Annotated in this window: 23 protein-coding genes and 3 tRNA genes; 10 read left to right on the forward strand and 16 right to left on the reverse strand. The window is 63.0% G+C overall.

Annotated features, from left to right (window positions below):
• Positions 1–102: 102 nt before the first annotated feature.
• A complete protein-coding gene (locus V6F88_RS14835; protein WP_332610418.1) occupies positions 103–966 on the reverse strand; it encodes a LysR family transcriptional regulator in 864 nt (287 codons plus the stop codon).
• A gap of 106 nt (positions 967–1,072) precedes the next feature.
• On the opposite strand from V6F88_RS14835, the gene V6F88_RS14840 reads away from it, so the two are divergent.
• Complete coding sequence (locus V6F88_RS14840; RefSeq protein ID WP_332610420.1) at positions 1,073–1,471, forward strand: tautomerase family protein; 399 nt, start codon at positions 1,073–1,075, stop codon at positions 1,469–1,471.
• Between the two features lie 117 nt (positions 1,472–1,588).
• On the opposite strand, the gene typA is transcribed toward V6F88_RS14840, so the two are convergent.
• The 8 genes from typA to scpB all read right to left on the reverse strand — a co-directional run bounded on the left by typA (position 1,589) and on the right by scpB (position 13,449).
• Positions 1,589–3,412, reverse strand: a complete 1,824-nt coding sequence (gene typA / locus V6F88_RS14845) for a translational GTPase TypA (protein WP_332610422.1) — start codon at positions 3,410–3,412, stop codon at positions 1,589–1,591.
• Positions 3,409–4,161 carry a tRNA pseudouridine(55) synthase TruB gene (gene truB, locus V6F88_RS14850; RefSeq protein WP_046802776.1) on the reverse strand — a complete coding sequence of 251 codons (753 nt, stop codon included), beginning with the start codon at positions 4,159–4,161 and terminating at the stop codon, positions 3,409–3,411. Before truB ends, typA begins: the two co-directional genes overlap by 4 nt.
• A 38-nt stretch (positions 4,162–4,199) precedes the next feature.
• Entirely contained in the window at positions 4,200–4,601 is a 402-nt protein-coding gene (rbfA, locus tag V6F88_RS14855) for a 30S ribosome-binding factor RbfA (protein ID WP_006218273.1), read from the reverse strand.
• Between the two features lie 23 nt (positions 4,602–4,624).
• A complete protein-coding gene (infB, locus tag V6F88_RS14860) occupies positions 4,625–7,678 on the reverse strand; it encodes a translation initiation factor IF-2 (protein WP_332610424.1) in 3,054 nt (1,017 codons plus the stop codon).
• A gap of 95 nt (positions 7,679–7,773) precedes the next feature.
• Complete coding sequence (gene nusA / locus V6F88_RS14865) at positions 7,774–9,252, reverse strand: transcription termination factor NusA (RefSeq protein WP_006218270.1); 1,479 nt, start codon at positions 9,250–9,252, stop codon at positions 7,774–7,776.
• Positions 9,249–9,752, reverse strand: coding sequence for a ribosome maturation factor RimP (rimP, locus tag V6F88_RS14870; RefSeq protein ID WP_104143179.1), 504 nt, complete (start codon positions 9,750–9,752; stop codon positions 9,249–9,251). Before rimP ends, nusA begins: the two co-directional genes overlap by 4 nt.
• A gap of 587 nt (positions 9,753–10,339) precedes the next feature.
• On the reverse strand, positions 10,340–12,175 hold the full coding sequence (gene rluB, locus V6F88_RS14875) for a 23S rRNA pseudouridine(2605) synthase RluB (RefSeq protein ID WP_332610426.1): 1,836 nt from the start codon (positions 12,173–12,175) through the stop codon (positions 10,340–10,342).
• Positions 12,176–12,210: 35 nt separating this feature from the next.
• A complete protein-coding gene (gene scpB, locus V6F88_RS14880) occupies positions 12,211–13,449 on the reverse strand; it encodes an SMC-Scp complex subunit ScpB (protein ID WP_332610427.1) in 1,239 nt (412 codons plus the stop codon).
• Between the two features lie 62 nt (positions 13,450–13,511).
• On the opposite strand from scpB, the gene V6F88_RS14885 reads away from it, so the two are divergent.
• Positions 13,512–13,588 (forward strand) — tRNA-Met (locus V6F88_RS14885).
• Here the strand turns inward: V6F88_RS14885 and V6F88_RS14890 are convergent.
• The 4 genes from V6F88_RS14890 to V6F88_RS14905 form a co-directional block, all read right to left on the reverse strand.
• On the reverse strand, positions 13,567–13,899 hold the full coding sequence (locus tag V6F88_RS14890) for a hypothetical protein (RefSeq protein WP_332610428.1): 333 nt from the start codon (positions 13,897–13,899) through the stop codon (positions 13,567–13,569). The two genes, V6F88_RS14885 and V6F88_RS14890, sit on opposite strands and share 22 nt — an antisense overlap.
• A gap of 470 nt (positions 13,900–14,369) precedes the next feature.
• A complete protein-coding gene (locus tag V6F88_RS14895) occupies positions 14,370–15,275 on the reverse strand; it encodes a LysR family transcriptional regulator (protein WP_332610429.1) in 906 nt (301 codons plus the stop codon).
• Positions 15,276–15,380: 105 nt separating this feature from the next.
• A complete protein-coding gene (locus V6F88_RS14900; protein WP_332610430.1) occupies positions 15,381–16,394 on the reverse strand; it encodes a CobW family GTP-binding protein in 1,014 nt (337 codons plus the stop codon).
• 191 nt (positions 16,395–16,585) lie between these two features.
• Positions 16,586–16,661: transfer RNA gene (locus V6F88_RS14905), tRNA-Asn, on the reverse strand.
• A gap of 249 nt (positions 16,662–16,910) precedes the next feature.
• On the opposite strand from V6F88_RS14905, the gene V6F88_RS14910 reads away from it, so the two are divergent.
• From V6F88_RS14910 to V6F88_RS14925, 4 genes are all read left to right on the forward strand, one after another.
• Positions 16,911–16,986 (forward strand) — tRNA-Thr (locus tag V6F88_RS14910).
• A gap of 142 nt (positions 16,987–17,128) precedes the next feature.
• The gene (locus V6F88_RS14915; RefSeq protein ID WP_046802770.1) at positions 17,129–17,788 is read left to right on the forward strand and encodes a response regulator; all 660 of its coding nucleotides are present in this window, start codon (positions 17,129–17,131) and stop codon (positions 17,786–17,788) included.
• Entirely contained in the window at positions 17,785–19,119 is a 1,335-nt protein-coding gene (locus tag V6F88_RS14920) for an ATP-binding protein (RefSeq protein WP_332610431.1), read from the forward strand. The genes V6F88_RS14915 and V6F88_RS14920 overlap by 4 nt, the downstream gene beginning before the upstream one ends.
• A 78-nt stretch (positions 19,120–19,197) precedes the next feature.
• Complete coding sequence (locus tag V6F88_RS14925; RefSeq protein ID WP_332610432.1) at positions 19,198–20,640, forward strand: DegQ family serine endoprotease; 1,443 nt, start codon at positions 19,198–19,200, stop codon at positions 20,638–20,640.
• A 32-nt stretch (positions 20,641–20,672) separates the two neighbouring features.
• On the opposite strand, the gene maiA is transcribed toward V6F88_RS14925, so the two are convergent.
• From maiA to V6F88_RS14940, 3 genes are read right to left on the reverse strand one after another with little or no spacing between them, the layout of a single operon-like run.
• Positions 20,673–21,317: a maleylacetoacetate isomerase gene (maiA, locus tag V6F88_RS14930; protein ID WP_332610433.1), complete on the reverse strand. Its 645-nt coding sequence runs from the start codon at positions 21,315–21,317 to the stop codon at positions 20,673–20,675.
• Between the two features lie 54 nt (positions 21,318–21,371).
• The gene (gene ispH / locus V6F88_RS14935; RefSeq protein WP_332610434.1) at positions 21,372–22,349 is read right to left on the reverse strand and encodes a 4-hydroxy-3-methylbut-2-enyl diphosphate reductase; all 978 of its coding nucleotides are present in this window, start codon (positions 22,347–22,349) and stop codon (positions 21,372–21,374) included.
• Complete coding sequence (locus V6F88_RS14940) at positions 22,349–22,825, reverse strand: FKBP-type peptidyl-prolyl cis-trans isomerase (protein WP_006218259.1); 477 nt, start codon at positions 22,823–22,825, stop codon at positions 22,349–22,351. The genes ispH and V6F88_RS14940 overlap by 1 nt, the downstream gene beginning before the upstream one ends.
• 49 nt (positions 22,826–22,874) lie before the next feature.
• On the opposite strand from V6F88_RS14940, the gene radC reads away from it, so the two are divergent.
• The 4 genes from radC to V6F88_RS14960 all read left to right on the forward strand — a co-directional run bounded on the left by radC (position 22,875) and on the right by V6F88_RS14960 (position 25,841).
• The gene (gene radC, locus V6F88_RS14945; RefSeq protein ID WP_332610435.1) at positions 22,875–23,552 is read left to right on the forward strand and encodes a RadC family protein; all 678 of its coding nucleotides are present in this window, start codon (positions 22,875–22,877) and stop codon (positions 23,550–23,552) included.
• A gap of 149 nt (positions 23,553–23,701) precedes the next feature.
• Entirely contained in the window at positions 23,702–24,328 is a 627-nt protein-coding gene (gene kynB, locus V6F88_RS14950) for an arylformamidase (RefSeq protein ID WP_006218257.1), read from the forward strand.
• A gap of 183 nt (positions 24,329–24,511) precedes the next feature.
• A complete protein-coding gene (gene kynA / locus V6F88_RS14955) occupies positions 24,512–25,360 on the forward strand; it encodes a tryptophan 2,3-dioxygenase (protein ID WP_332610436.1) in 849 nt (282 codons plus the stop codon).
• Between the two features lie 214 nt (positions 25,361–25,574).
• Positions 25,575–25,841, forward strand: a complete 267-nt coding sequence (locus tag V6F88_RS14960; protein WP_006218255.1) for a type B 50S ribosomal protein L31 — start codon at positions 25,575–25,577, stop codon at positions 25,839–25,841.
• Positions 25,842–25,858 lie beyond the last annotated feature (17 nt).

A 25,858-nucleotide genomic window follows, 5' to 3' on the forward strand; every position in this document is an offset into this window, starting at 1 on the left:
CGGGGCTTTTAGCCTGCGCAGGACGCGGCGGCCGCCCCAGGCTGCCGCGTCAATCCTATGGTTTCGCGCCGCGATCTCCGGCCGTGACTCCAGGCCACCGCCTCAGGCCATGGCTTTGACGATGGCTTCGCGCGCCAGTCCGATGAACTCGCTCTCTCCGGGGCGGGCGGGCAAGAGCCGAAACTCCACCGACGTCAGCGTCGGCAGGCCGGATGCGTGCAACCGTGCGATGCCGGGCGCCAGCGCTGACTCGTTCAGGCACGCCACCCCCAGGCCCGCCGAAATGGCCAGCTGCAAGCCTGCCACGCCCGATGCCACATGCGCCACGGCGTACGGTACGGCACGCCGTGTCAACTGGCGTTCCACGTATTGGCGCAATGCGCAGGTCTCGGGCAAGACCAGCAACGGCACGGGTTCGCCGGCAGGCGCCGCGGCGCCTTCGGCGGCCATCCATAGCAGCGGCTCGCGGCGCAGCAATGCACCCTGGGCCCGGGCCCGTGGCGCGCCGCGTTCCTGGATCGACATCGATATGCCCACGTCGATCTCACCTCGCTCGTAGGCGGCCTCGATCGCGCCGCTTTTCATGATCGTCACGTGCAACCGCACCTGCGGATACTGTTCGTTCAAGCGCCGCAGCATGCGCGCCACATCGCCGGGGCGAAAGTAATCCGTGATGAACAAGCGCAATTCGCCGCGCAGCGCCACGCCGCGCAAATCGCGGTAAGCCTCGTCGCTTAGCGCCAGGATGGCGCGGGCATGACGCAGCAGGCGCTCGCCCGCCGGCGTGGCGGTCACGCCCGTTTTGGCGCGCGTCAACAGCGGCTGGCCGGCGCGCTCTTCCAGTTTGCGCATCTGCTCGCTTACCGACGATTGCGACAGAAAAACCTTGGGCGCCGCCGCCGTCAGGCTGCCGGCATCAAGCACGGCGACCAGCGTGCGCAACTGGTCAAGGTCAAATCCAGGCATAGCCCATCCAACGGTTTCTGCGATGGATAGAATCGTAATTTCCTGCTTTTCCGATGTCAAACGTCTCTCTACACTGGCCTTCTACCCCTACACACAGGAGCTTGTCATGCCCCATATCGTCGTACACCTTTCCGGCCAGTCGGACCCTGCCATCAATCGTCGCGTGGTCGACTCCGTGGCGGGACTGACGCAGTCCGTGCTGGGCAAGAAGCTGCCGGTCATCGCCATTACGTTGCAGCACATCCCGCACGATCTCTGGTTCATCGGCGGCAAGCCGCTATCGGAACTGGGCAAGAACGCCTTCCACCTGGACATCAGCGTCACGGATGAAACCAACACCAAGGCCGAGAAGGCACGCTACATCAAAGAGATCTATGCGTCCTTCCAGCAGATACTGGGCGAACTGCACGAATGCTCGTACGTGCACGTGATCGACGCGCGGGCAGCCGCCTATGGATACGGCGGCGCCACGCAGGAATACCGGCATCAGCAAAGCGGGGTGTAGTCCTCCGGCGGCGGCCCCGCAGCGGGCCGAGCCGCATCCATAAAAAAAGCCGCGCACCCAAAGGTGTGCGGCTTTTTTGCTGCCGAATCGCCGGGGCAGAATGCCCCGGGGTTCGTCTTAGACGGAGGCTTCGCGCGCGGCGCGCTTGCGTTCGTTTTCCAGCAGATGGCGCTTGCGCAGACGGATCGACTTCGGCGTGATTTCAACGAGCTCGTCGTCGTCGATGAATTCCACGGCGTATTCCAGGGACATCTGGATCGGCGGCACCAGGCGCACGGCTTCGTCGGTACCCGAGGCGCGCACGTTGGTCAGCTGCTTGCCCTTGATCGGGTTCACGACCAGGTCGTTGTCACGGCTGTGAATGCCGATGATCATGCCTTCATACAGCGCATCGCCCGGGCTCACGAACATGCGGCCGCGATCTTGCAGCTTCCACAGCGCGTAGGCCACGGCATCGCCTTGGTCCTGGCTGATCAGCACGCCGTTGCGACGCTCGCCGATCGAACCTTCCTTGACCGGGGCGTATTCGTGGAAGATGTGGCTCATCAAACCCGTGCCGCGCGTCAGCGTCAGGAATTCGTTCTGGAAGCCGATCAGGCCACGGGCCGGGATCAGGTATTCCAGACGCGTACGGCCACGGCCGTCCGGCTGCATGTCTTGCAGGTCGCCCTTGCGGCGGCCCAGCTCTTCCATCACGCCACCCTGGTGGGCATCTTCAACGTCGATGGTCAACGATTCGAACGGCTCGCACTTCACGCCGTCGATGTCCTTGAACACCACGCGCGGACGCGACACGGCCAGCTCGTAGCCTTCGCGACGCATCGTTTCCAGCAGAATCGTCAGGTGCAGTTCGCCACGGCCCGACACTTCGAACACCGTGTCGTCGCCCGTGTCACGCACACGCAGCGCCACGTTGGACTTCAGCTCGCGGTCCAGGCGATCACGCACTTGGCGGCTGGTCACGAACTTGCCTTCGCGGCCGGCCAGCGGCGACGTGTTGACCATGAAGTTCATGGTCAGCGTCGGCTCGTCGATGCGCAGCATCGGCAGGGCTTCCTGCGTGAGCACGTCGGTCACGGTGCAGCCAATGCCCAGCTCTTCGATGCCGTTGATCAGCACGATGTCGCCGGCTTCGGCTTCTTCAACCACAACGCGCTCCAGGCCATGGAACTTCTGGACCTGGTTGATACGGCCCTTGCCGCCCTGGCCGTCCGGACCAAACTTGTAAGCCACTTCCATGCCGGGGCGCATGCGGCCACGGTTGATGCGGCCCACGCCGATCTTGCCGACGTAGCTGTTGTAGTCCAGCGAGATGATTTGCATCTGCAGCGGGCCGTTGGGATCGTCGTCACGCTGCGGCACGTGCTGCAGAATGGCTTCGAACAACGGGCGCATGTTGCCTTCGCGCACGTCAGGGGTCAGGCCGGCGTAGCCGGACAGGCCTGAGGCGTACACCACGGGGAAGTCCAGCTGCTCTTCCGTCGCGCCCAGCTTATCGAACAGGTCGAACGTGGCGTTGATGACGAAGTCGGTACGGGCGCCCGGGCGGTCGACCTTGTTGACGACCACGATCGGCTTCAGGCCCAGGGCCAGTGCCTTGCGGGTCACGAAAATGGTCTGCGGCATCGGGCCTTCAACGGCGTCAACCAGCAGCAGCACGCCGTCAACCATGGACAGCACGCGCTCGACTTCACCACCGAAGTCGGCGTGACCCGGGGTGTCGACGATGTTGATGTGCGTGCCTTCGTATTCAACGGCACAGTTCTTGGCCAGAATCGTAATGCCGCGTTCTTTTTCCAGGTCGTTCGAGTCCATGACCCGTTCGGTCAGCGCCTGGTTTTCGCGGAAGGTGCCGGATTGGCGCAGCAGCTGGTCGACCAGGGTTGTTTTACCGTGGTCCACGTGGGCGATGATGGCGACGTTGCGCAAGGCGCGAGTCATAGCGAGTCCTTTAAGGTCAGGGTGGAGGGCAGCAAGCCCTCCGGCAATTCGTTCAGTGCAAGCAATGCCTGCTTGGGGTCTGGCATGGCCTGCAAGGCTTCCAGCTCAACGGCGCGTTCCAGAGAAAATGGCCCGACATGCGTGCGCCGCAGCGCCGTCAGGTGGGCGAAACAGCCCAGCACGCGCCCGATGTCCTGGGCCAGTGTTCGGATGTATGTGCCTTTACTGCAAGCCACATCGATCTCTGCCTGCGTTCCCGAAAGGGACAACAGCTCGATGCGGTGAATCGTGATCTGGCGCGGGGCCCGTTCCAGCTCGATGCCGGCGCGCGCGTACTCGTACAGCGGCTTGCCGTCGCGCTTGAGCGCGGAGTACATCGGCGGAATCTGCTCGATCGTGCCCGAGAAACGTGACAGCGCGTCGCGCAGCGCCTGTTCGTCAACGGTAAAGCCCGGTTCGGCGGTGGACACGACATTGCCGGTCAGGTCGCCAGAATCGGTTTCGCTGCCAAATTGCAGCGTAGCGCGATACGCCTTGTCAGCGTTAAGCATCGCGCCGGAAATCTTGGTTGCGCGTCCCATGCAGCACACCAGCAAGCCGGTGGCGAAGGGATCCAGCGTTCCCGTATGACCGGCTTTCGCCGCGTCCATGGAACGCTTGGCGCGTTGCAAGGCGTGGTTGCTCGACAAACCTACGGGTTTGTCGAGCAACAGCACACCGTCGAGCAAAAGCCCGCGTCGTTTAGCCATCGTCGGAATCCGGTTGAAAAGCAGTGACGACAGCCCGATCAGGACTGGTCTTCAGGTTCGTCAGGCACGCCCGAGTGCGGGCCGGGCCGGTTTGCGCGGTCGATGAGGATCGACATTTCGATGCCACGGGCAATCTGCTCGTCGTGGAAGAAGCGCAAAGTGGGGACAGTGTGAATGTGCAGCAGCTTGTAAAGCTGGGAATGCAGCCAACCGGCTTTTTCGTTCAGCAAGGCGGTGGCGGCTTCGGGCTCGGCGCCCAAAACCGTGAACCACACCTTGGCATGCGCGTAGTCGGTCGACAATTCCACACCAGAGAGCGTGATCAGTCCGGCGCGAGACATATCGATCTCGCGCTGGATGATCTCGGCCAGATCCTTCTGGATCTGGTCGGCCAGCCGCAGATTGCGGCCGGGGATGGCTTTGGACTTGTGACGGCTCATTAGCAATAATGCCTCGCGACGCTTTACAGCGTACGCGCGATTTCCTTGATTTCAAAGACTTCCAGCTGGTCACCCACCTGGATGTCATTGTTGCCGCGCAGCGTAAGACCGCAATCGAAGCCCGACTTGACTTCCTTGACGTCGTCCTTGAAGCGGCGCAGCGATTCAAGATGCCCCGTCCAGTGAACCACGTTGTTGCGCAGCAGGCGTACCTGGGAATCGCGGCGCACGATGCCATCAAGCACCATACAACCAGCGATGTTGCCAAGGCGCGAGATGCTGTAGACCTCACGGATCTCGACCAGGCCGATGATTTCTTCCTTCTTTTCGGGCGCCAACATGCCCGACATGGCCGCCTTAACTTCATCCACGGCGTCATAGATGATGTTGTAGTAGCGCACGTCGATGCCGTTGTTCTCGGCCAGCTTCTTGGCGCTTGCTTCCGCACGCACGTTGAAGCCGATCACGACAGCATTCGAGGCAATGGCCAGGTTGATGTCGGTTTCCGAGATGCCGCCCACGGCCGCGTGCACCACTTGCACACGGACTTCGTCGGTCGACAGCTTGACCAGCGATTGGACCAGCGCTTCCTGCGAACCCTGCACGTCGGTCTTGACGATAAGGGTAAGCGTTTGCGTGCCCTCGCCCAGGTTGTCGAACATCGATTCCAGCTTGGCGGCCTGTTGGCGCGCCAACTTGACGTCGCGGAACTTGCCTTGGCGGAACAGCGCGATTTCGCGCGCCTTGCGTTCGTCGGACAGCGCCATCAGTTCGTCGCCGGCGGCGGGAACTTCGGTCAGACCCTGAATTTCCACCGGGATGGACGGGCCGGCCGATTGAATCGGCTTGCCGTTTTCGTCCAGCATGGCGCGCACGCGGCCGAAGCTTGCGCCGGCCAGCACGACGTCGCCGCGCTTGAGCGTACCGCTTTGCACCAGGATCGTCGCGACCGGGCCACGGCCCTTGTCCAGACGGGCTTCGATGACCAGACCCTTGGCGGGAGCATCTTCCGGCGCCTTCAATTCCAGCACTTCGGCTTGCAGCAGCAGGTTTTCCAGCAGATCGTCGATGCCTTCGCCGGTCTTGGCCGACACGCCCACGAAGGGCACGTCGCCACCGTATTCTTCCGGCACGACCTGTTCGGCAACCAGTTCCTGCTTGACGCGTTCCGGGTTGGCCGACGGCTTGTCGATCTTGGTCACGGCCACAACCATGGGCACGCCCGCGGCCTTGGCGTGGTGGATGGCTTCACGCGTTTGCGGCATCACGCCGTCGTCGGCGGCAACCACCAGAATCACGATGTCGGTCGCCTTGGCGCCGCGGGCACGCATGGCGGTGAACGCCTCGTGGCCCGGGGTGTCAAGGAAGGTCACCATGCCGCGTTCGGTTTGAACGTGGTAGGCGCCAATGTGCTGCGTAATGCCGCCGGCTTCGCCCGCGGCAACCTTGGCGCGGCGGATGTAATCCAGCAACGAGGTCTTACCGTGGTCGACGTGGCCCATGACGGTCACGACCGGGGCGCGCGGCAGCTGTTCAGCTTCGGACACCGTGGCGGATTCGTCCAGGAATGCTTCCGGATCGTCCAGCTTGGCGGCGATGGCCACGTGGCCCAGTTCCTCGACCACGATCATGGCCGTTTCCTGGTCCAGCACCTGGTTGATGGTGACCATCTGGCCCAGCTTCATCAGATGCTTGATGACCTCGGCGGCCTTCACGGACATCTTGTGCGCAAGGTCGGCCACGCTGATGGTTTCCGGCACGTGAACTTCGCGTGCAATGAATTCCTGCGGTGCGGGCTCGTTGCGGCGGTCGTTCTGCTGGTTGCGGCCACCACGGCCGCCGCCCTTGCCACCCCCCTTGCCGCCTGCACGCCAGCCATCACGGCTGGCCGGGGCGGCCGGCTTGTCGGCGGGCTTCTTGCGCGAGGCGTCATCCGACCAGGTCGAAGCAACTTCGGCGGTCTTGATGGTCTTTTTCGCGCCAGGAGCGGCGGGCTTGGCGTCCTTCTTGGCGCCAGGCGTGGCGCCCGGCTTGCCGGCCGGCTTGTGCAGCGTGCCGGAAATCGGCGCGGCAGCGGCGGCGGCGGGGGCCTCCGGCTCAGGCGCGCGCAGCACCTTGCGCGGACGGTTCAGCATCTCGCGCAGCGCGGCGGCTTCGGCCTCGGCGGCACGGCGCGCCTCATCGCGGCCACCCGACGTAGCGGAGGCGGCAAGGGGCGGGCCGGCGCGGCGGTTGTCGGCACGGTTGCCCACCTTGACAGGGGGCGCGGCCGGCGCGGGCGCGGCGGTTTTCACGGGTTCGGACTTCGCGGCAGGCTGCGCCTGGGCGATCGGCGCAGAGGCCTCGGGGGAAGGTGTATCGGACTTATTGGCTAGCACAACGGGTTCCGGCTTGGCTTCTTCAGCCTTGGGCTCGGTGGATTCAGTCTTAACTTCGGGCTTGGCCTCTTCGGCCACGGGCTCGGCAGGAGCAGGCGCCGGCGTCGGTTCGGGTTCAGGCTGGGCCTGGACTTCGGCGGCTTGCGCCTCGACGGGGGCGGGCACTTCGGCCGCGACGGGTTCAACAGGCGCGGGCGCTTCAACCGGCGCGGGCGCTTCTACAGCAACGGGCTCTTGTACCGCGGCAGGGGCCGAAGCCTCGGCCTTGTCGGCAGTGGTCTCGCGGGGCTCGACCACGGCAGGAGCCTCGGGTGCAGCCGGCGCGGACACCTGCTGCTCTTCTTCGATCGCAACTTCATCTTCGGCGCGCGCGGACGCAGCCTGCTCAAGGGCGATTTCGGAGGGATCACGCTTGACGAAAACGCGCTTCTTGCGCACTTCGACCTGGATCGTGCGCGAGCGGCCGGTGGCATCAGCCTGCCGGATCTCGGACGTCTGGCGGCGCGTCAAGGTGATCTTCTTGCCTTCGGTCGCGCCATGGGCGCGACGCAGCGATTCGAGCAATTTCGCCTTGTCGCTGTCGGTGACGGAATCGTCAACCGATTTGAGGTCAACACCAGCCGAGCGCAGCTGATCCAGCAGCACATTGGCAGGCATTTTCAGCTCGGTAGCGAACTGGGCGACGGTGTTACTCGACATTAGGCTCTCTCTTCCCTATATGCAGCTATTACAAACAACGTGAACTTGCGGTGGATGAAACCAGCACTACCCACCGCAGACCCGTGTCCTTTTGGTTATTCTTCGTCGAACCAATGGGCACGGGCACGCATGATGAGGTCGCTGGCTTCCTGCTCGGTCAAGCCGGCGATTTCCGCCAGTTCGTCCGTTGCCAATTCGGCCAGATCATCACGCGTATGCACTTGACGCTCGGCCAGCTTCGCAGCCAGTTCTTGCGTCATGCCTTCGAGTTCAAGCAAATCCTGTGCGGTCTCAAGGCGCTCTTCCTGGGCAATTGCCTCAGTCAGTAGCGCATTGCGGGCACGGGCGCGCAATTCATTGATGGTGTCTTCGTCAAACGCTTCGATTTCCAGCAGTTCCTGCATGGGTACGTAAGCGATTTCCTCGATACCGGTAAAACCTTCGTCGATCAGGATGTCGGCGACTTCCTCATCAACGTCCAACTTGCTCATGAACGTGGTGCGCAGACCCGAACGCTCGACTTCCTGGCGGTTCAGGCTTTCTTCCGGCGTCATGATGTTGATCTGCCAGCCCGTCAGCTCGGACGCCAGGCGCACGTTCTGACCCTTGGCGCCAATGGCCTTGGGCAGGTTTTCTTCGTCAACCACGACGTCCATCGCATGCTTGTCTTCATCAACGACGATCGATTCGACGTTGGCCGGCGCCAAGGCGCCGATGACAAACTGCGCGGGGTCTTCCGACCACAACACGATGTCGACCTGTTCACCACCCAGCTCGTTACGAACCGCGGTGACGCGCGAACCGCGCATGCCGACGCAGGTGCCGATCGGGTCGATACGCTTATCGTATGCCACCACGGCGATCTTGGCACGCACACCCGCGTCACGGGCAGCAGCCTTGATCTCGAGCAGACCCTGCTCGATTTCGGGCACTTCGTTCTCGAATAGCTGGCGAATGAACTCGGGCGAGGTGCGCGACAGGATCACCTGCTGGCCGCGCGCGGCGTGGTCAACACGCAACACGTAGGCGCGGACACGGTCGGCAACCCGGAGGTTTTCCTTCGGGATCATTTCGGAGCGCGGCAGGCGCGCTTCGATCTTGCCGGTTTCGACAATGGCGTCGCCTTTGTCCATGCGCTTGATCGTGCCGGACACAATGGTTTCGCCACGGTCCAGGAAGTCGTTCAGCACCTGTTCGCGTTCGGCATCCCGGATCTTTTGCAAGATGGCCTGCTTGGCCGCCTGCGCGCCGATGCGGCCGAATTCGATGGGCTCAAGCGGCTCTTCGATGTATTCACCTTCCTGAATATCAGGAACGATTTCTTGCGCGTCCGACAGCATTTCCTGCTTGTCAGGTTCTTGCAGGCCCGCTTCGTCAGGCACCACCAGCCAGCGGCGGAAGCCCTCGTGATCGCCGGTTTCCCTATCGATGGCGACACGAATGTCCGCATCATCCTTGAAGCGCTTTTTCATGGCCGAGGCCAGCGCACTTTCCAGCGCACCGAACACGACGTCACGCGTGACGTTCTTTTCACGCGCCAAGGCATCGACCAACAGAAGAATTTCGCGACTCATCGCTTTTTGCCCTTGAAATCCAGAACGGGATCCAGTTTTGCACGTTCGATATCCTCGACCGTGAAATTCAACACCTGGATTTCGTTCTTTTTTGCCTCAAATTCGAGACCGAAGACGGTCTTGTGCATCCCAGCGTCAGCTTCCGAGGCGGCGGCGTCGTCTTCGGGCACGGTCAACGTGCCGGAGAAAACCTTACGTCCGTCTAATGCCTCACGCAGCTTGATTTCGATGCGCTCGCCTGCAAACCGGCGGAATTCGGCTTCGTTGCGCAACGGGCGGTCAATGCCCGGCGAACCGACTTCCAGTCGTTTGTAGTCGACGTTTTCGACTTCGAACACCCGCGACAACTGGCGGGAAACCTGTTCACAGTCTTCGATGCGCACACCGCCGACCCGATCGATCGTTACGCGCAAAAGGCCCAGGGCGGCACGCTCGACGTCCACGAGTTCGACGTCCATGCCGGCCAGAGCCTCTTCGGTCAATGCGAATAAATCAGCCATATACTCAAAAAAAATGGGCTGCACGCCCAGCCCACCGATATTGCGCAGAGCCCAGCCGCTTCCCTACTGCACGTAAGGAGCAATGCTGGGCAGCGCCCTATATTGCGACCTAAATTGATGCGCCACGGGTCATTCCAACCCTGCCTGCCCCACAACCCGATATTGAAACCTCAGGTCCGGCGGCACTTGGCGCATATCCGATGCCAAACTGCTATTGAACAACTTCGTATTCAACAACCGCTGAGAACCGCAGCTATTGCAAACCCGCTGCGCTTCAATTGCTAATGCAAACTGCTGTCGGCATTCTCGCCGGCACTCATACTCGCGTTCTTACCAGCATTCTTACCAGCGTTCTTACCAGTATTCATACCCGCATTCGCACGAGCTTCGACTCTGGCCTTGGCAACAACCAAGCCTGCCAAAGCGGCATCTCGAACCCATCGCCCGGCAAAGGGCAATGACGCGAAGCCATGAAAACCATTGATTTTACCAGATAAACTGGAAAAACGCCTGATTCGTCACGGGCTTACGCTTATACGGGACATATCGGGGTCGGCGGCGCGCCAAACGCGCCGCCAGCAAGCGGATCAGCGGCCCTGACGGCCTCGTCCACCCATCACACCCAACCGCGATTCATGGGCCGAGGCGCCTCGCGGCTGCCAATCGTCGCCGCGCGGGCCCGACGAGGCAGCGGAGGAACTGCGCGGAGCGCGCGGCTTGCCGCCCGCCCCCGGACCCTTGTTCGCAGCCGGGCCGCCGGCATTACGCGAACCTTCCGCCTTGTTGCCGCCACGGCCTCCAGCGCCCGCGGGCTTGCCATTACCGCTACGACCGCCATTAGCGCCACGCGCACCCGCCGGTTTGCCGCCGGGCTTGCCGCCAGAAGGCTTGCGGCCGCCGCCCACGGGAGCTTCGGCCACGTTGCCGGCAACGACATCAGCCGAAGCCACGTTGCCGCGCTGGCCGTCTGCCGCCGCCGCGCGCGGACCACGCGGGCCTCGCGGCTTGCCGCCGGGTTTTCCGCCCGGCTTGCCGCCTGGCTTGCCACCAAGTCGGCCACCACCGGCCGCTGCGGAACGATCACCGCCCGGCTTGCCACCCTTGCGGTTGCCGCCCGCGCCTTCCGAGGCCAGGGGATGACCGTTGGCATAGCCACCGGCAATCATCAGGCCCGTACCAAAGGGGTCGGACGGGCAGGCGGCGGTTTGACCCGCGCTACCCAGCCGACCACCTTGCAGCTTGCCGCGACGACCGATTCGGGCACCGTTCATGCCATTGCGATCCATCGTGCCAAACCCGGGAGGCAGCGCGCTGTCATGCGACACCGGCTGCTTCGAACGGCGACGGTTGCCGCCAGATTCGTCGTCATCGCGCAACAGGCCCAGCTGGACCATCAGCGCGGTAACCAGCGAACCATCCAATTCTTCCCAGCGACCGCGACGCAGCGTGCGCGGCAAAACCACGTCACCAAAGCGCGTGCGGATCAGGCGGCTGACCGTCACACCCACCGCTTCGAACATGCGGCGGACTTCGCGGTTGCGCCCTTCCTGCAAGGTCACGCGATACCAGCGGTTGCTGCCGTCGCCACCCAGGTAATCCAGCGCACCGAACGCGGCCACGCCGTCTTCAAGCTCGATGCCGTCGACCAGCGACTGGCGCTGCGCTTCGTCCATCTCGCCCAGCACGCGAACCGCGTACTCGCGCTCCGTGCCATAGCGCGGATGCATGATGCGGTTGGCCATGTCACCCGAGGTCGTGAAGATCAGTAGACCTTCCGTGTTCAGGTCCAGACGCCCCACCGACAGCCACTTGCCCGTGCGCAGCTTGGGCAAGCGTGCAAACACGCTGGCGCGGCCCGCCGGATCGTCATGGCTGACGATTTCGCCTGCCGGCTTGTGATACAGAATCACGCGCGGCGGCTTTTTCGTATTCGTGCGCATGATCGGCTTGCCGTTCACGCGGACTTGATCGTTGGGCGCAACGCGCTGGCCGATATGGGCCGGCTCACCATTGACGGACACACGGCCGGCAACGATCAGTTCTTCCATCTCGCGGCGCGAGCCGATACCGGCGTCGGCCAGCACCTTGTGCAACTTGGGCATGACCGAATCGCTATTCAGGTACTTGCCCAGGCGCTGTTCCATGCGGTCGGTGTTGTCGAGATACGACAGCGCCTGCTCCGCTTCCTGCTCACCACCCCGGGAGTCAGCCGACTCAACCGGTGCTGCGGCCGCGGCGGACTGGCCTTCAGCGGGAGCCTGCTCTGCGGCGGCGTCGCCACGGCGACGGCGGAACGGCGTCCTCAGCTTGCGTCCGCGCCCACGCGCGCCGGCATCGCCTTCAGCAGAGGGTTCGCGCGCGGCGGAGGCGTCCGGCTGGCCGTTGGAAACGGTGTCATCCGAACGGGGATTGTCGTCCTGCATTGCTGTATTCGTTGTCACTGGGACAGCTCCGAATTTCAAACTTGGGTAGGCCTGCCAGGGGCGGGCTCGTCATCATCAGGGGACGCCGAATCAGGATCGGCGCCAGGTTGCGCCGGATCCGCTTCGTCCGAGGCCGTGGAAACGGCATCAGTTTCGGGCCGAACAGGATCATCAAGGCCGAAAGCGGGCTCATGCCCGGCGGCGCCAGGCGCTGCGTGATCGGTCTCGTCAATCGGGTCGGTCGGTTCCGCGTGTTTTGCGTTCGCGACACTTTCCTTTGCAGCACCGGCCGTAGAGGGGTCGGCGGCCATATCGGAAATGTCGTTACCGAACCTGTCGTCGGGGAAACCGGACGGGGTCGGCATATTGGACAAGCCTGCGGCTTGCTCCCGGACGGTGGGTTCGTCGTCGGGATTCGCGCTTTCTTCTGTGCGCGAAACGACGGATTCTACGCTATCGACCGGGTCTATGGGTGCATCGTGTTCCGAAACTGACAATTCCGCAACTGGAACAGGGTCATTTTTTAACGGGTCGGCCATATTTTCGACAGCGAGTTCACCCTGGGCATGCTCATCATCGGCATCCGACCCACCAACACTGAGCGGCCCGTCGGTGGCGGCCTCCGCTGCGCCGGCTTCTGCCGCCTCTTCTGCCGCCTCTTCTGCCGCCTCTTCTGGCGGCGTCTCAACACCCTCACCCGTCAGCTGCTGCACTTCGCCCAGGTCCAGCCCAGCCAGCGCGGCGGCGGCGTGGGCAGATTCCAGCGGCGGCAACTCGTCCAGCGCCCGCAGCCCCAGATCATCCAGGAACTGTCGCGTGGTGCCGAACAGCGCAGGGCGACCCGGCGCGTCGCGATGCCCGATGACCTCGATCCAGCCGCGATCTTCCAGGGCCTTCACGATTTGCGAGGACACCGTCACGCCGCGTATATCCTCGATATCGCCGCGCGTGACAGGCTGGCGCCAGGCAACAATCGCCAAGGTCTCCATGACCGCGCGCGAGTACTTGGGCGGCTTTTCCGGACTCAGGCGCTCAAGGTAGCGCTGCATATGCGGGCGGCTCTGGAATCGCCAGCCGCTGGCCAGCTGCACCAGCTCCAGACCACCATCGGCCCAATTGGCTTGCAGCGTCTCCAACAGCGCGCGCAGCTTGCTGTTATCGAATTGTTCATCGTCCCCGAATAGCTTGCGCATATCGGACAGTTGCATCGGCTGCACCGCGCATAACAACGCGGTTTCCAGCACGAGTATTGCCTCGCTATCGTTCATCGACATTCAAATTCACAAAGGGCTAACTTGCGCTAGGTTTAAAATAAGGTTAATATTCTTTTCTCAGACGCGGGGTGGAGCAGTCTGGCAGCTCGTCGGGCTCATAACCCGAAGGTCGTAGGTTCAAATCCTGCCCCCGCAACCAAATTTGATGAAGGCCTGGCGAATGCGCCGGGCCTTTTTCATTTGTGCTTCGTGGATATGGCGAAAGCCGGCTTGCGCCGAAGCCGCCTTCACCGAAGCCGCCTTCACCGAAGCCGCCTTCACCGAAGCCGCCTTCACCGAAGCCGCCTTCACAGCGCCGGCTTGCAGCACACGCCGGGCAGCAACACCGAACGACAAGCCCATTTGGAATAACGCGCGGCCTGCGCTCAACCCACGATTGCCAATCTTGGCCCGCCAACCCACCATCAAGACGGGACTGCAATCGACGGCGTTGATCGGCGTAGTGTTCACAAGATTCCTGGGTTGACTGCCACTGACAGGCTGGCGCCACAAAAGGCGAACGGGTCAGGATAAAGGCGTAGTGCCTGCGCATCGGATACCGCGGCAGACGCTTTAAGCAAATTCTGGAAAAGCCGGCATCATTGGCCAACAAGCCCGCGGGAAGCACCGGAACCCGGCGCCTGCATCTCACGGCGGTCAGTATCAACGGCCCGGATCAACGGCCCATGGCCTTGGCGATATGGCTACCGGCCACACGCCCGACATCAAGCACCCTTGCGCATGCGAAGACCTGCTTCGTCGCACCCTGGCCGGACGCGGGCCAGACTTACGATTCTTGGATATTTTGAAGGTACATGCTGGCGAACACCGAACTGCCAAGACCCACATCAATACCCTTGGCCAGCCGTCCGCGTAATTGGCGAATTATACCGCCATAACGTTGCCCCTCAAGCTTGAAACGCGTGCGCGAGTGGCCCGGATCAGGCACCCGGCTTGTCCCAAGGAGCCGAACCCAGGCGCTCAACCAGAAAGTCCAACATGGAACGCAGTATTAACGGCATTTGCCGGCGCGACGCGTAGACGCCGTAAATGCCCAGCTCCTGAGGCTTGCACTGAGGCAGGATCGCCTTCAAACGGCCGGCCGCAATATATTCATTAGCGTAGTAAGTAGGCAACATCGCAATACCCGCCCCCTCCAACGCCGCATGCAACAGCACGGACACTTCGTTGGCGCTGATATTTCCGCTGACGGGCACATCCACCGGCAGCCCTTCCCGCTCGAAACGCCACAGGCTTTTGCCAAAATAAGAATGCGTCAGGCAGTTTCGCAGGGACAGGTCTTCAATCCGAGCCGGCACCCCCTCGCGCGACAGATAATCGGGGGATGCGCACACCACCGACCGGCAAACCGCCAGCTTGCGGGCAATCAGGTTCGGATCCAGGTCATTGGTGATGCGCACCGCCAGATCGACCCGCTCTTCCACGAGATTGACGGCGCGCTCGACCAACATCAAGTCAACCGATGTGCCCGGGTGCAGTTTTACGTAGTCTGTCACCGCGCCGGCCAGATGGCTGGAACCAAACGACATGCTGGTGGTAATTCGCAACAAGCCCCTAGGGGTATCTTCAGGCGTGGACACCGCGCTTCGCAGGTCACCGACCATATCCAGCATCTGGCGGCAACGGGGTAGCGTCTCGGCGCCTGCGGGGGTCAGACTCAAGCGGCGCGTCGTCCGGTGCAGCAGGCGCACCCCGACCCACTGTTCCATTTCAGCCAGGTAGCGGGAAACCATGGCACGCGACATGTCCAGATGAACCGCCGCCGCCGACAGGCTTCCCCGGTCAGCAACCTCTACAAACACCTGCATCGCCTTCAAACGATCCATGATTGTCTCGATTCTTGCATCAGACCGTACCGGTTATACCGTATTTCAGTGCAACATCCGCGCCTAAATGGCGACATTTTGATCACTCGCGGCGGCACGGCAGGTTCAGGCCGGTGCTTGCCCCAACGCCTCAGCAACGGCCGCGCGAACCTGCGCAACGTCCAGGCCGCGAACGATATAGACCAGGTGCGATGCGCGTTCGTCGGTTGGCCATTGCGCGAGTGCGCGCAAGGGGTATAGCTCGCCGTGCACGCCATGCACCTCGCAGGGCAGCACCTCCCCTTCGAAGCACACCAGGCCCTTCATCCGCAAAATTCCCTGTCCATAGCGCTCTTGGATGCGGGACACGCCCGCAAGGAACGCGGCCCGCCCTAGGGGCGACGACAAGAACAAAGAAAAGCTCGCCACCTGGCCATGCCGCTCGACCGGCGGCCGGGTAAACGCTTGAAGCCAATTCGACAATGCAGCACCATCGCGGCGCGCAGCCACATCGGGGCCGTCGCGCAAAATGCCGGCCAGCGGCGCGTCCTGGCGCTGCACACAGCGCTGCGCCCCGGGATTGATGGCAATGACGGCCTGTTCTACGCGCCGCAACTGCGCCGCGTCGGCCAAGTCCGACTTGCTGAGCACGACGGCGTCCGCCAAGGCCAATTGCCGCGCCGCTTCGGGCTGGTTGGCCAATTGCGATTCACCATGGCGCACGTCCACCAAGACAATTGCGCCGCGATACGCGTAGCGCTCCGCCAGAAACCGATCGTGTTTCAGCATGAACAGCGTCGATGCCGGGTCCGCCAACCCGCTGGTTTCGATAATTACCCGCCGAAAAGGCTTGATCCGGCGGTTGACCGCCAACATGAAAAGGTCGCGCAGCGTGTCGACCACCGCCCCGCTGACGACGCAGCACAAGCAGCCGCCCTCGATCAGCACGACATTGGCAGGCGCCAGTCGGACCAGATGATGATCGACGCCGATATCGCCGTATTCATTGACTACAACCACGGCGTCGGCATAAGCGGGGTCGTGCAGCAGGCGGTTCAGCAGCGTGGTCTTGCCACTACCCAGGAAACCTGAAATCACGGTTACGCCGATGCGCTTGTCGTCTTCGATCTGCCCTGGCATTGCACCTGGTCCCGCTTGGTTGTTTTGGATCTGGCGAAGCGTACAACAACCTGCACAACAACCCTATCCGCGCAGTCGCGCACGGCGAAAACAAAAAGGGCCACTCGCTTTCGCCAGTGGCCCTTCAGTTCGGCTTGGGTCCGTTGCCATTGCCTGCTTGCGCGTGGCGGCTTACCGACCTTGAATTCTTTTGGCTCCCCGAGCTGGGCTCGAACCAGCGACCTGCGGATTAACAGTCCGTCGCTCTACCGACTGAGCTATCGGGGATCTGCCAAGAACGCAATTATGAACTAAATTTTTGGCGCACGCAAACTGCGATTTTTTTTGTTCTTTTTGGGGTGACCGTTTCCCATCGCTAAAAAACTCTGATATGATTTCGGTCTTTCCAGATCAGGCCCCATAAACAGGGCGGCGAACTGGAAAGAACTAAGATGTTTCGCTAGTGTTTTGCTCGTTATTCCGCAACCCGGATATTCCGCAACCCGGAAAGGCAGTGAAGCCGAAGCGAATGGTCTTGCCGGCATAGCTCAGTTGGTAGAGCAGCGCATTCGTAATGCGAAGGTCGTAGGTTCGACTCCTATTGCCGGCACCAAATTCTAAAAGCAGCCCTCTCGGGCTGCTTTTTTCATTTCCGCGCCCCAACACGCCGCCGCCCCGCGTTCCCCTACGGGAACTCCGCCCGCCCGCCGCGCGTCCAACTTGCTGGATTTTCATTCAGCCAAGCGAAGACCACCATGCGCATCCTCCTTGTCGAAGACGACATCATGATCGGTGAAAGCGTGCTGGATTGCCTGCGCGCGGAACACTACGCCGTGGATTGGGTCCGGGACGGCAGCGCCGCGGAATCCGCGCTGCGTACCGACCCCTACGACCTCATCCTGCTGGACCTGGGCCTGCCCAAGCGCGACGGCCTGGCCTTGCTGCGCGAGCTACGCGCCCGCAAGGACCGCACCCCCGTCCTGATCGCCACCGCGCGCGATGCCGTCAGCGACCGCATTGCGGGCCTGGACGCAGGCGCGGACGACTACATCGTCAAACCCTACGACGTGGACGAACTGCTGGCGCGCATGCGGGCATTGATACGCCGCAGCGCCGGCCGCGCCGAGCCGGTGTTCGAACATGAGGGCATCACGATCGATCCGCAATCGCACGCTGCCATGGTGGACGGCACCCCGGTTGCTCTGACCGCCCGCGAATGGGCCGTCCTGGAGCCGTTGATCGCCCGTCCGGGCATGATCTTTTCGCGCGCCCAACTGGAAGAAAAACTGTATAGCTGGAAAGACAGCGTCAGCAGCAACGCGGTTGAGGTTTATATTCATGGCCTGCGCAAAAAACTGGGTCCGAACCTGATCCAGAACGTCAGAGGCGTCGGCTATGTCATCCCCAAAACATGAGCATCAGGCTTAGCTATTCGCTGAGAGCCCGCCTGCTGTTTTTTCTGCTGGCCGCCATCGTGGTCGGCGCGTTGGCGCAAGGCGTTATCGCGTATCGCAGCACGCTGGCCCAGGCCGACGACATCTTCGATTCGCTGCTGCAACGCACCGCGTTGTCGCTGGGCACGGGCGACGGCCTGCTCAGCACCGGTCCCCGGCAAAGCCTTGGGGCCGCCACACCCATGGCAGACGATCTGATCATCCAGATCTGGACGCCCGACGGCCTGCGCGTATTCAATTCCCGCTCGCGTCGCCCCCTGCCGGACCAGATCGTGCTGGGTTTTTCCGATGCCAGAATGGAAGGCATCACGTACCGCGTGTATGCGCTGGCCACCCCGTTTCAGGTGATTCAGGTGGCGCAGGACATGAACGTGCGCAAGCAAATGGCCCGCGAGCTGGCGCTGCGAACCATCGCACCCATCGCGGCGGCGGCGCCGCTGTTGATGCTGGTGGTGTGGTGCGTGGTCAGTTGGTCGCTTCGGCCCGTCAAGCGTGCTCGCGCCCAGGTGGCGGCGCGGCAGCCCGAAGATCTTTCGCCCGTCAACGTGCAGGGCTTGCCCGACGAGATCCGCCCGCTGATCCTGGAATTGAACTTGCTGCTGGAACGCATGCGGACCGCGTTCGCCCAGCAAAAACAATTTGTTGGCGACGCGGCGCACGAGCTGCGCTCGCCACTGGCCGCGCTACGCTTGCAGCTACAGGCACTACAACGCGCCGGCGACGCCGACAGCCGCAAAATCGCGGAACAGCGCCTGGCCTCGGGCATCGACCGCGCCACCCGGCTGGTGGAGCAGATGTTGTCCATGGCGCGTCACGAAAGCACGTCCGAGCCCTCTCCCGCCACCCCCGTGGACTTGGCCGACGTGCTGCGCCAGGCGCTGTCCGAGACGCTGGCGCAGGCCAATGCCAAGTCGATCGCCATCGACATGGACGGTGCCGGCGAAGCACACGTGCAAGGCCACCGCGACGCCCTCACCTTGCTGGCCCGCAACCTGCTGGACAACGCCATCAAGCACAGCCCCGAAGGCGGCCGCATCCGTCTGCATCTGCAATCCACGGCCGGCCAGGCATCTTTCACCATCGACGACGAGGGGCCCGGCATACCGCCCGCCGAACGCGAGCGCGTCTTCGACCGCTTCTATCGCGCCGAAGGCAACACCCAGCACGGCAGCGGACTGGGCCTGTCGATTGCGCGGGCCATCGCGGATCGCCATGGCGCCGACATCATTCTTGAGGACGCGCCCGGGGGCCACGGCCTGCGCGCGCGCGTGCAATTTCCCATTCCGCGTTGATTACGCCGATTTAAGATTCGCCTAAGTGTCAGGCCCGAAGATAGCGCCATGTCCTCAAACATGAACGCAGGAGCCGACATGAAGACCTCGCAAATGAAACCCTCGCGCCTAGTGCTGGCGCTGCTGGCTGCTGGCGCCATTGGCGGCGCCGGCGCAACCGCCGTGACGGGCGGCGTGTCGATGGCGGCCAACGCCCCGACCGCCATCGCCGCAACGCCATCCATCAACGCTTCCAGCCCGCCCAACTTCGCCCAGATCACCCGCGACTTTGGCCCGGCTGTCGTCAACATCAGCGTCAGCGGCACTCGCAAGGTGTCCGCCGACGACGATGACCCCTTTGCCCAGTTTTTTGGCCAGATCCCGGGTTCGCGCGGCCGCATGCCGTCGCGTGAAGTCCCGATGCGCGGCGAAGGCTCGGGCTTCATCATCAGCGCCGACGGCATCATCCTGACCAACGCACACGTCGTGCAGGATGCCAAGGAAGTCACCGTCAAGCTGACTGACCGCCGCGAGTACAAGGCGAAGGTGCTGGGCGCGGACCCGCAGACCGATGTGGCCGTGCTCAAGATCGACGCCAAGAACCTGCCGGTGGTCAAGGTGGGTGACGTGAACCAACTGCAAGTTGGCGAATGGGTGCTGGCCATCGGCTCGCCCTACGGCCTGGAAAATACGGCCACGGCCGGCATCGTCAGCGCCAAGGGCCGTTCGCTGCCCGATGACACGTCGGTGCCTTTCATCCAGACGGACGTGGCGGTCAACCCGGGCAATTCGGGCGGCCCGCTGTTCAATGATCGTGGCGAAGTCGTGGGCATCAACTCGCAGATCTACAGCCGCACCGGTGGTTTCCAGGGCCTGTCGTTCTCGATTCCCATCGACGTAGCCTACAAGATCAAGGATCAGATCCTGGAACACGGCAAGGTGCAGCATGCGCGACTGGGCGTGACCGTGCAGGAAGTGAATCAGGACCTGGCCAATTCGTTCAAGCTCGATTCGCCGTCCGGCGCGCTGGTGTCCAGCGTCGAAAAGGGCAGTGCCGCCGACAAGGCGGGCTTGCAACCGGGTGACGTGGTGCGCCAGATCAATGGCAAGACCATCGTGTCGTCGGGCGACCTGGCGTCGATGATTACGCTGGCTTCGCCCGGTGAAAAAATCAAGCTGGACGTCTGGCGCGCCGGTGCCCCGAAGGAACTGGTCGCTACCCTGGGCGGCATTCCGAAGGACAAGACGCAGACCGCGTCCGGCGATCAAGACGTGCAGCGCGGTCAACTGGGCCTTGCCCTGCGCCCGCTGAGCCCGCAGGAGCAGCAGGCCTCTGGCACCGAAGGGTTGCTGATCGAGCGCTCTGCCGGCCCGGCCGCCAAGGCGGGCATCGAACCGGGCGACGTGCTGCTGTCGCTGAACGGGGTGCCAGTGCACAACATCGGCCAGGTCAAGGAAGCGCTGTCCAAGGCGGGCAAGACCGTGGCCCTGCTGGTTCAGCGCGGCGAAGACAAGATCTTCGTGCCGGTGCAGATCGGCTGACCGCCAGCCGGCCATCCGGCCGGCCGCTGAACTTACTCCGCGTCGGGCTGCTTGCCCGGCGCGGCGTTTGCGAAAGCCGGCAACTCGCGGCAGGCGGCATCGATGCGCGTCACGTTGGGCATCGCGGAAAGGTCACATTCGAAGCGCTGCGCATTGGCCACCTGCGGCACCAGGCAAAGGTCCGCGATGGTGGGCGTGTCGCCATGACAAAAACGGCCCGTGGCGCTTGAACGTGCCAGTTGGGCTTCCAGCGCTTCCAGGCCTTGATGCACCCAATGCTTGTACCAGGCGGTCTTTGCCGCTTCGTCCACGCCCAGCGTGTGCTTCAGGTACTTCAGCACGCGCAGGTTGTTCAGCGGATGCGTGTCGCAGGCAATACCCAGCGCCAGGTCGCGCACGCGCGCGCGGCCAATCGGGTCGGCAGGCAACAGCGGCGCCTGCGGGTGCGTTTCTTCCAGATACTCGATGATAGCCAGGGACTGGCCGATCACCGCATCGCCATCAATCAAGGTGGGTACCAGCGCCGTCGGGTTCAGCTTGCGATAGCCGTCCGACAATTGTTGGCCCCCGTCCTTCAGCAGGTGCACGGGCAAATATTCGTAAGTCAGGCCCTTCAGATTCAGGGCGATGCGCACGCGATACGCGGCCGAACTGCGGAAGTAGCTGTACAACTGCATGAAGTCTTCTCCTTGTTTTTTTGAGCGCTGTGCCGCCGTGCGGGCGGCGCCGGCTTATCCCAGCGATTCCGTCTGCGCGGACTTGCGCGACAAGCCCTTGGGCAACGGAAAGGCCACATTTTCCTCCAGGCCCGGCATGGTGCGCACCGACACTGCGCCCAATTCCTTGACGCGGTCGATCACCTGCTGCACCAGGATTTCAGGCGCCGAAGCCCCCGCCGTCACGCCGATGCGTTTGCGATCAACCAACCACGCCGGGTCGATGGATTGCGCGCCGTCGATCAGGTAGGACGCCACGCCCTTGCGTTCGGCCACTTCGCGCAGACGGTTGGAGTTGGAACTGTTCGGGCTGCCCACGACCAGCACCAGGTCGCACTCGGGCGCCAGCACCTTGACCGCATCCTGGCGGTTCTGGGTGGCGTAGCAGATGTCGCTTTTCTTGGGCTCGACAATGCTGGGAAAGCGGGCCTTCAGCGCCTGCGATACCGCCGCCGCGTCATCGACGGACAGCGTCGTTTGCGTCACGAAAGCCAGGTTTTCCGGGTCGCTGACTTGCAGGCCCGCCACGTCTTCCACCGTTTCCACCAAGTACATGCCGCCTTGCGCCTGCCCCAGCGTGCCTTCGACTTCGGGGTGCCCCTTGTGGCCGATCATGATGATCTCGCGGCCGGCGGCTCGCATGCGGGCCACTTCTATGTGGACCTTGGTGACCAGCGGGCAGGTGGCGTCAAACACCTGCAAGCCGCGGGCCTCGGCTTCAGCCCGCACCGCCTTGGACACGCCATGGGCCGAGAACACGACGATGGCGCCCGGGGGCGCATCGTCCAGTTCGTCGATGAAGACGGCGCCCTTGGCACGCAGGTCTTCCACGACATAGCGGTTGTGGACGATTTCATGGCGCACGTAGATCGGCGCGCCATGCAGTTCGATCGCGCGTTCGACGATGTCGATGGCGCGGTCCACACCGGCACAGAAGCCACGCGGCTGCGCCAGCAGGACTTCAGCGTCGGAGGCGGTAACGGCCTTGCTCATCAGAGAACTCCCAGCAGCGCCACGTCCAGTTGCAAGCGGACGCCCGCAAGCGGATGGTTGAAGTCGAACAGCGCCGACTCGTCATTGATTTCTTTCAGCACGCCCGAGTAGCGGCCGCCGTTGGGGGCGGTGAACTCGACCAGGTCGCCCGGCTCGAACGTGGCATCGGCGCCCGCGTGCTCGGCAAGCATCGCCCGCGTGACACGTTGGATCAGCTCAGGGTTGCGGTCGCCGTAGGCGTCGGCGGGTTCCAGGGTGACGCTGAATTTCTCGCCTTCGGCATGGCCGATCAGCGCGGCTTCCAGGCCAGGCGCCCACTGGCCGCTGCCCATTTGCAGCGTGCCGGGACGGCCGTCGAAAGTATTCGTGAACACAGAGTCCTTGCCCGGACCGGATGCAAGCGTGATTCGGTAATGCAGCGTCAGGTAGGAATCCGGACGGACAAAAACGTTCACTTCATTAGAGGCGATGCTCAAGATCTGCCACCGTATGGATATTGGATAAACCCTGATTTTAGAGCCTTATATGAAATTGTCTGTCCGGCTGGCAAAACATGAGCGTCCCCGAGAGCGGCTACTGCGTCACGGCGCGGGCGCGCTTCAGGACGCAGAGCTGCTGGCGCTGGGGCTGCGCACGGGGATTCCGGGCACTAACGTGGTCGATTTGTCCAACCGGCTGCTGGAGCGCTTTTCCGGCCTGCGCGGCCTTTTGGGGGCTACTCCCGAGGAACTCATGGCCGTTCCGGGCCTGGGCGCCGCCAAGGCCTGCACCCTGGCCGCCTTGCTGGAGCTGGCGCGCCGCGCCGTCGAAGAAGATTTGACCCGGCCCCATTCTGTGCGCCATCCCGGCCAGGTAAAGCAGTATTGCCTGACGGCGCTGGGCCATCGGCGGGTGGAACACTGCATTGCCCTCTATCTGGACAACCAGCTACGGGTGATCGCCACGGGGGAACTGGCGCGGGGAACGCTGTCGCAGGCGTCGGTCTACCCCCGTGAGGTCGTGCGAGAGGCCCTGCGCCACCACGCAGCCGCCCTGATCGTCGCGCACAACCATCCTTCGGGCTTGGCCGAGCCCAGCGCGGCGGACCGGGGTTTCACGCAACAGCTGAAACAGGCGCTAGCCCTTGTGGACGTTAAACTGGTCGACCACCTTATCGTGGCGGGCGCGTCAGTCATATCGATGGCGGAAATGGGCTGGCTGTAGCTCGGCGACACGGCGTACGCGGCAGCGCCCGCCGCCGCCGGATTTCGTTAGACTACCGCCCTGAATTGCTTTAGGCTTTAACCTATTCGCGCTGGACAATTCGCTGGACAATTCGCTGGAACTTTCCAGCCGACACGAAAACGCTTCTGATGAAACGCTTGTGGGACATATCCCCGCCCGTCTCCACGGCGTCACCGGTTTTTCCCGGCGACACGCCGTACCGCCAGCAATGGAAATGGTCGCTGACGCCCGGCTGTCCGGTCAACGTCAGTGAAATCACGCTGTCGCCGCACATCGGCGCCCATGCCGACGCCCCCCTGCACTATCAGAACGGCGCGGCCGCCATCGGCGCGGTTTCGCTGGAACCCTTTCTGGGCCCCTGTCGCGTCATCCACGCGATAGATTGCGGCCCGTTGATCACCACGGATCACCTGGCGCACGCAGCGCTGAACCTGCCGCCGCGAGTGCTCGTGCGCACCGCCAAGCATGCGGCGCAAGATTGGTGGACGGACGATTTTTCGGCCTACGCCCCCCAAACCATCGAATGGCTGGCCGAACGCGGCGTCATGCTGATCGGGTTGGATACCGCCAGCATCGACCCCGCGTCCAGCAAGACCCTGGACAGCCACCACACGATCTTGCGGCACGACATGCGGGTACTGGAAAATCTGGTTCTTGATGACGTGCCCGAAGGCGATTATGAATTGATCGCCCTGCCGTTGGCGCTGGTCCAGGCCGATGCCAGCCCCGTACGCGCCGTCTTGCGCGAACTGTAGGCTGGTCCGCTGGCTTTCGGGCGGCCTCCTTATACGGGCCGCCCGCCTTGAAAGACGCACGACCATGAACCTCTCCCTAGATCACGCTGTCGCGTTTGCGCGCGCCCGTTCCTGCGCGCCGGGCTGGCGCGCATTGCCTGCCTCGGCCCGCCGCGCCGCCCCGCCCTGCCACGGAGGCCAAGCATGAGCTGCCCGCACCGCCCCGAAGACATCGTCCATCAGGAAAAAGCGCAGCTGGATTTCGCGCGCGACATGACCTACGGCGACTACCTGCATCTGGATCAGGTGCTGGGCGCGCAGCATCCGCTGTCGCCCGAGCACAACGAGATGCTCTTTATCATCCAGCACCAGACCAGCGAACTGTGGATGAAGCTGATGCTGCACGAGTTGCGCGCGGCCATCGCCAACGTGGCGGCCGACCGGCTGCAACCCGCCTTCAAGATGCTGGCGCGAGTCAGCAAGATCATGGAGCAGCTGGTTCATGCCTGGGATGTGCTGGCGACGATGACGCCTCCCGAATACTCGGCGCTGCGGCCGTACCTGGCGCGTTCCAGCGGCTTCCAGAGCTACCAGTACCGTCAGATCGAGTTCCTGCTGGGCAACAAGAACGCGGCCATGCTGAAACCGCACGCGCACCGCGAAGACCTGCTGGCCCAGGTGCGCAGCGCGTACGACGCGCCCTCTCTGTATGACGAGTCCCTGCGGCTACTGGCTCGCCATGGCATCGCCGTGCCGGCGGACCGCCTGGACCGTGACTGGACCCAGCCCTATGAATCGTCGGAAGGCGTGGAAGCCGCATGGCTGACGGTGTACCGCGATACCGACCGTTATTGGGACCTGTACCAGCTGGGCGAGAAACTGACCGATCTGGAAGACGCGTTCCGACTGTGGCGATTCCGCCACGTCACAACCGTTGAACGCGTCATCGGTTTCAAGCGCGGCACCGGTGGCACGTCCGGCGTGGATTACCTGCGGCGGATGCTGGATGTCGTCCTGTTCCCCGAGATCTGGAAACTGCGCACGGAACTATAAGGGCCCGTCCCCTTTTGCGCCTCGCAGGCGGGGCTGTCGATTCTGACCTGCCCGCCCTGGTCTACCGGGAAAAACCCGTGCTAGAATTTGGGGTTACTTTTTGGATACGTGGCTGGAATCCTTGCGTGGGCGTTCTACTGTGAACGGCATAACGCGTCCTGGCTGGCGACCCTACAACTTGAAAGACCCCTTGGCGGGTCCTAGGATAAGCACCATGAAAGAAGGCATTCACCCCGAATACCGCGAAGTCGTCTTCGCCGACCTGCAAACGGGTAACAAGTTCATCACCCGTTCGACCGTGCACACGCGCGAAACCGTCGAAATCGACGGCAAGACGTACCCGCTCTTCAAGTGCGACGTGACCTCCGAATCGCACCCGTTCTACACGGGCGCTCAAACGCGTATCGTCGAAACCGGCCGTGTGGAAAAATTCCGCGCCCGCTTCGCCCGTACCGCCGGCACGGTCAAGTCCGCTTCCTGATCCTGTTGCTCCTACGG

This window comes from Achromobacter sp. ESBL13 (assembly GCF_036668755.1).
Lineage (GTDB): Bacteria > Pseudomonadota > Gammaproteobacteria > Burkholderiales > Burkholderiaceae_B > Achromobacter.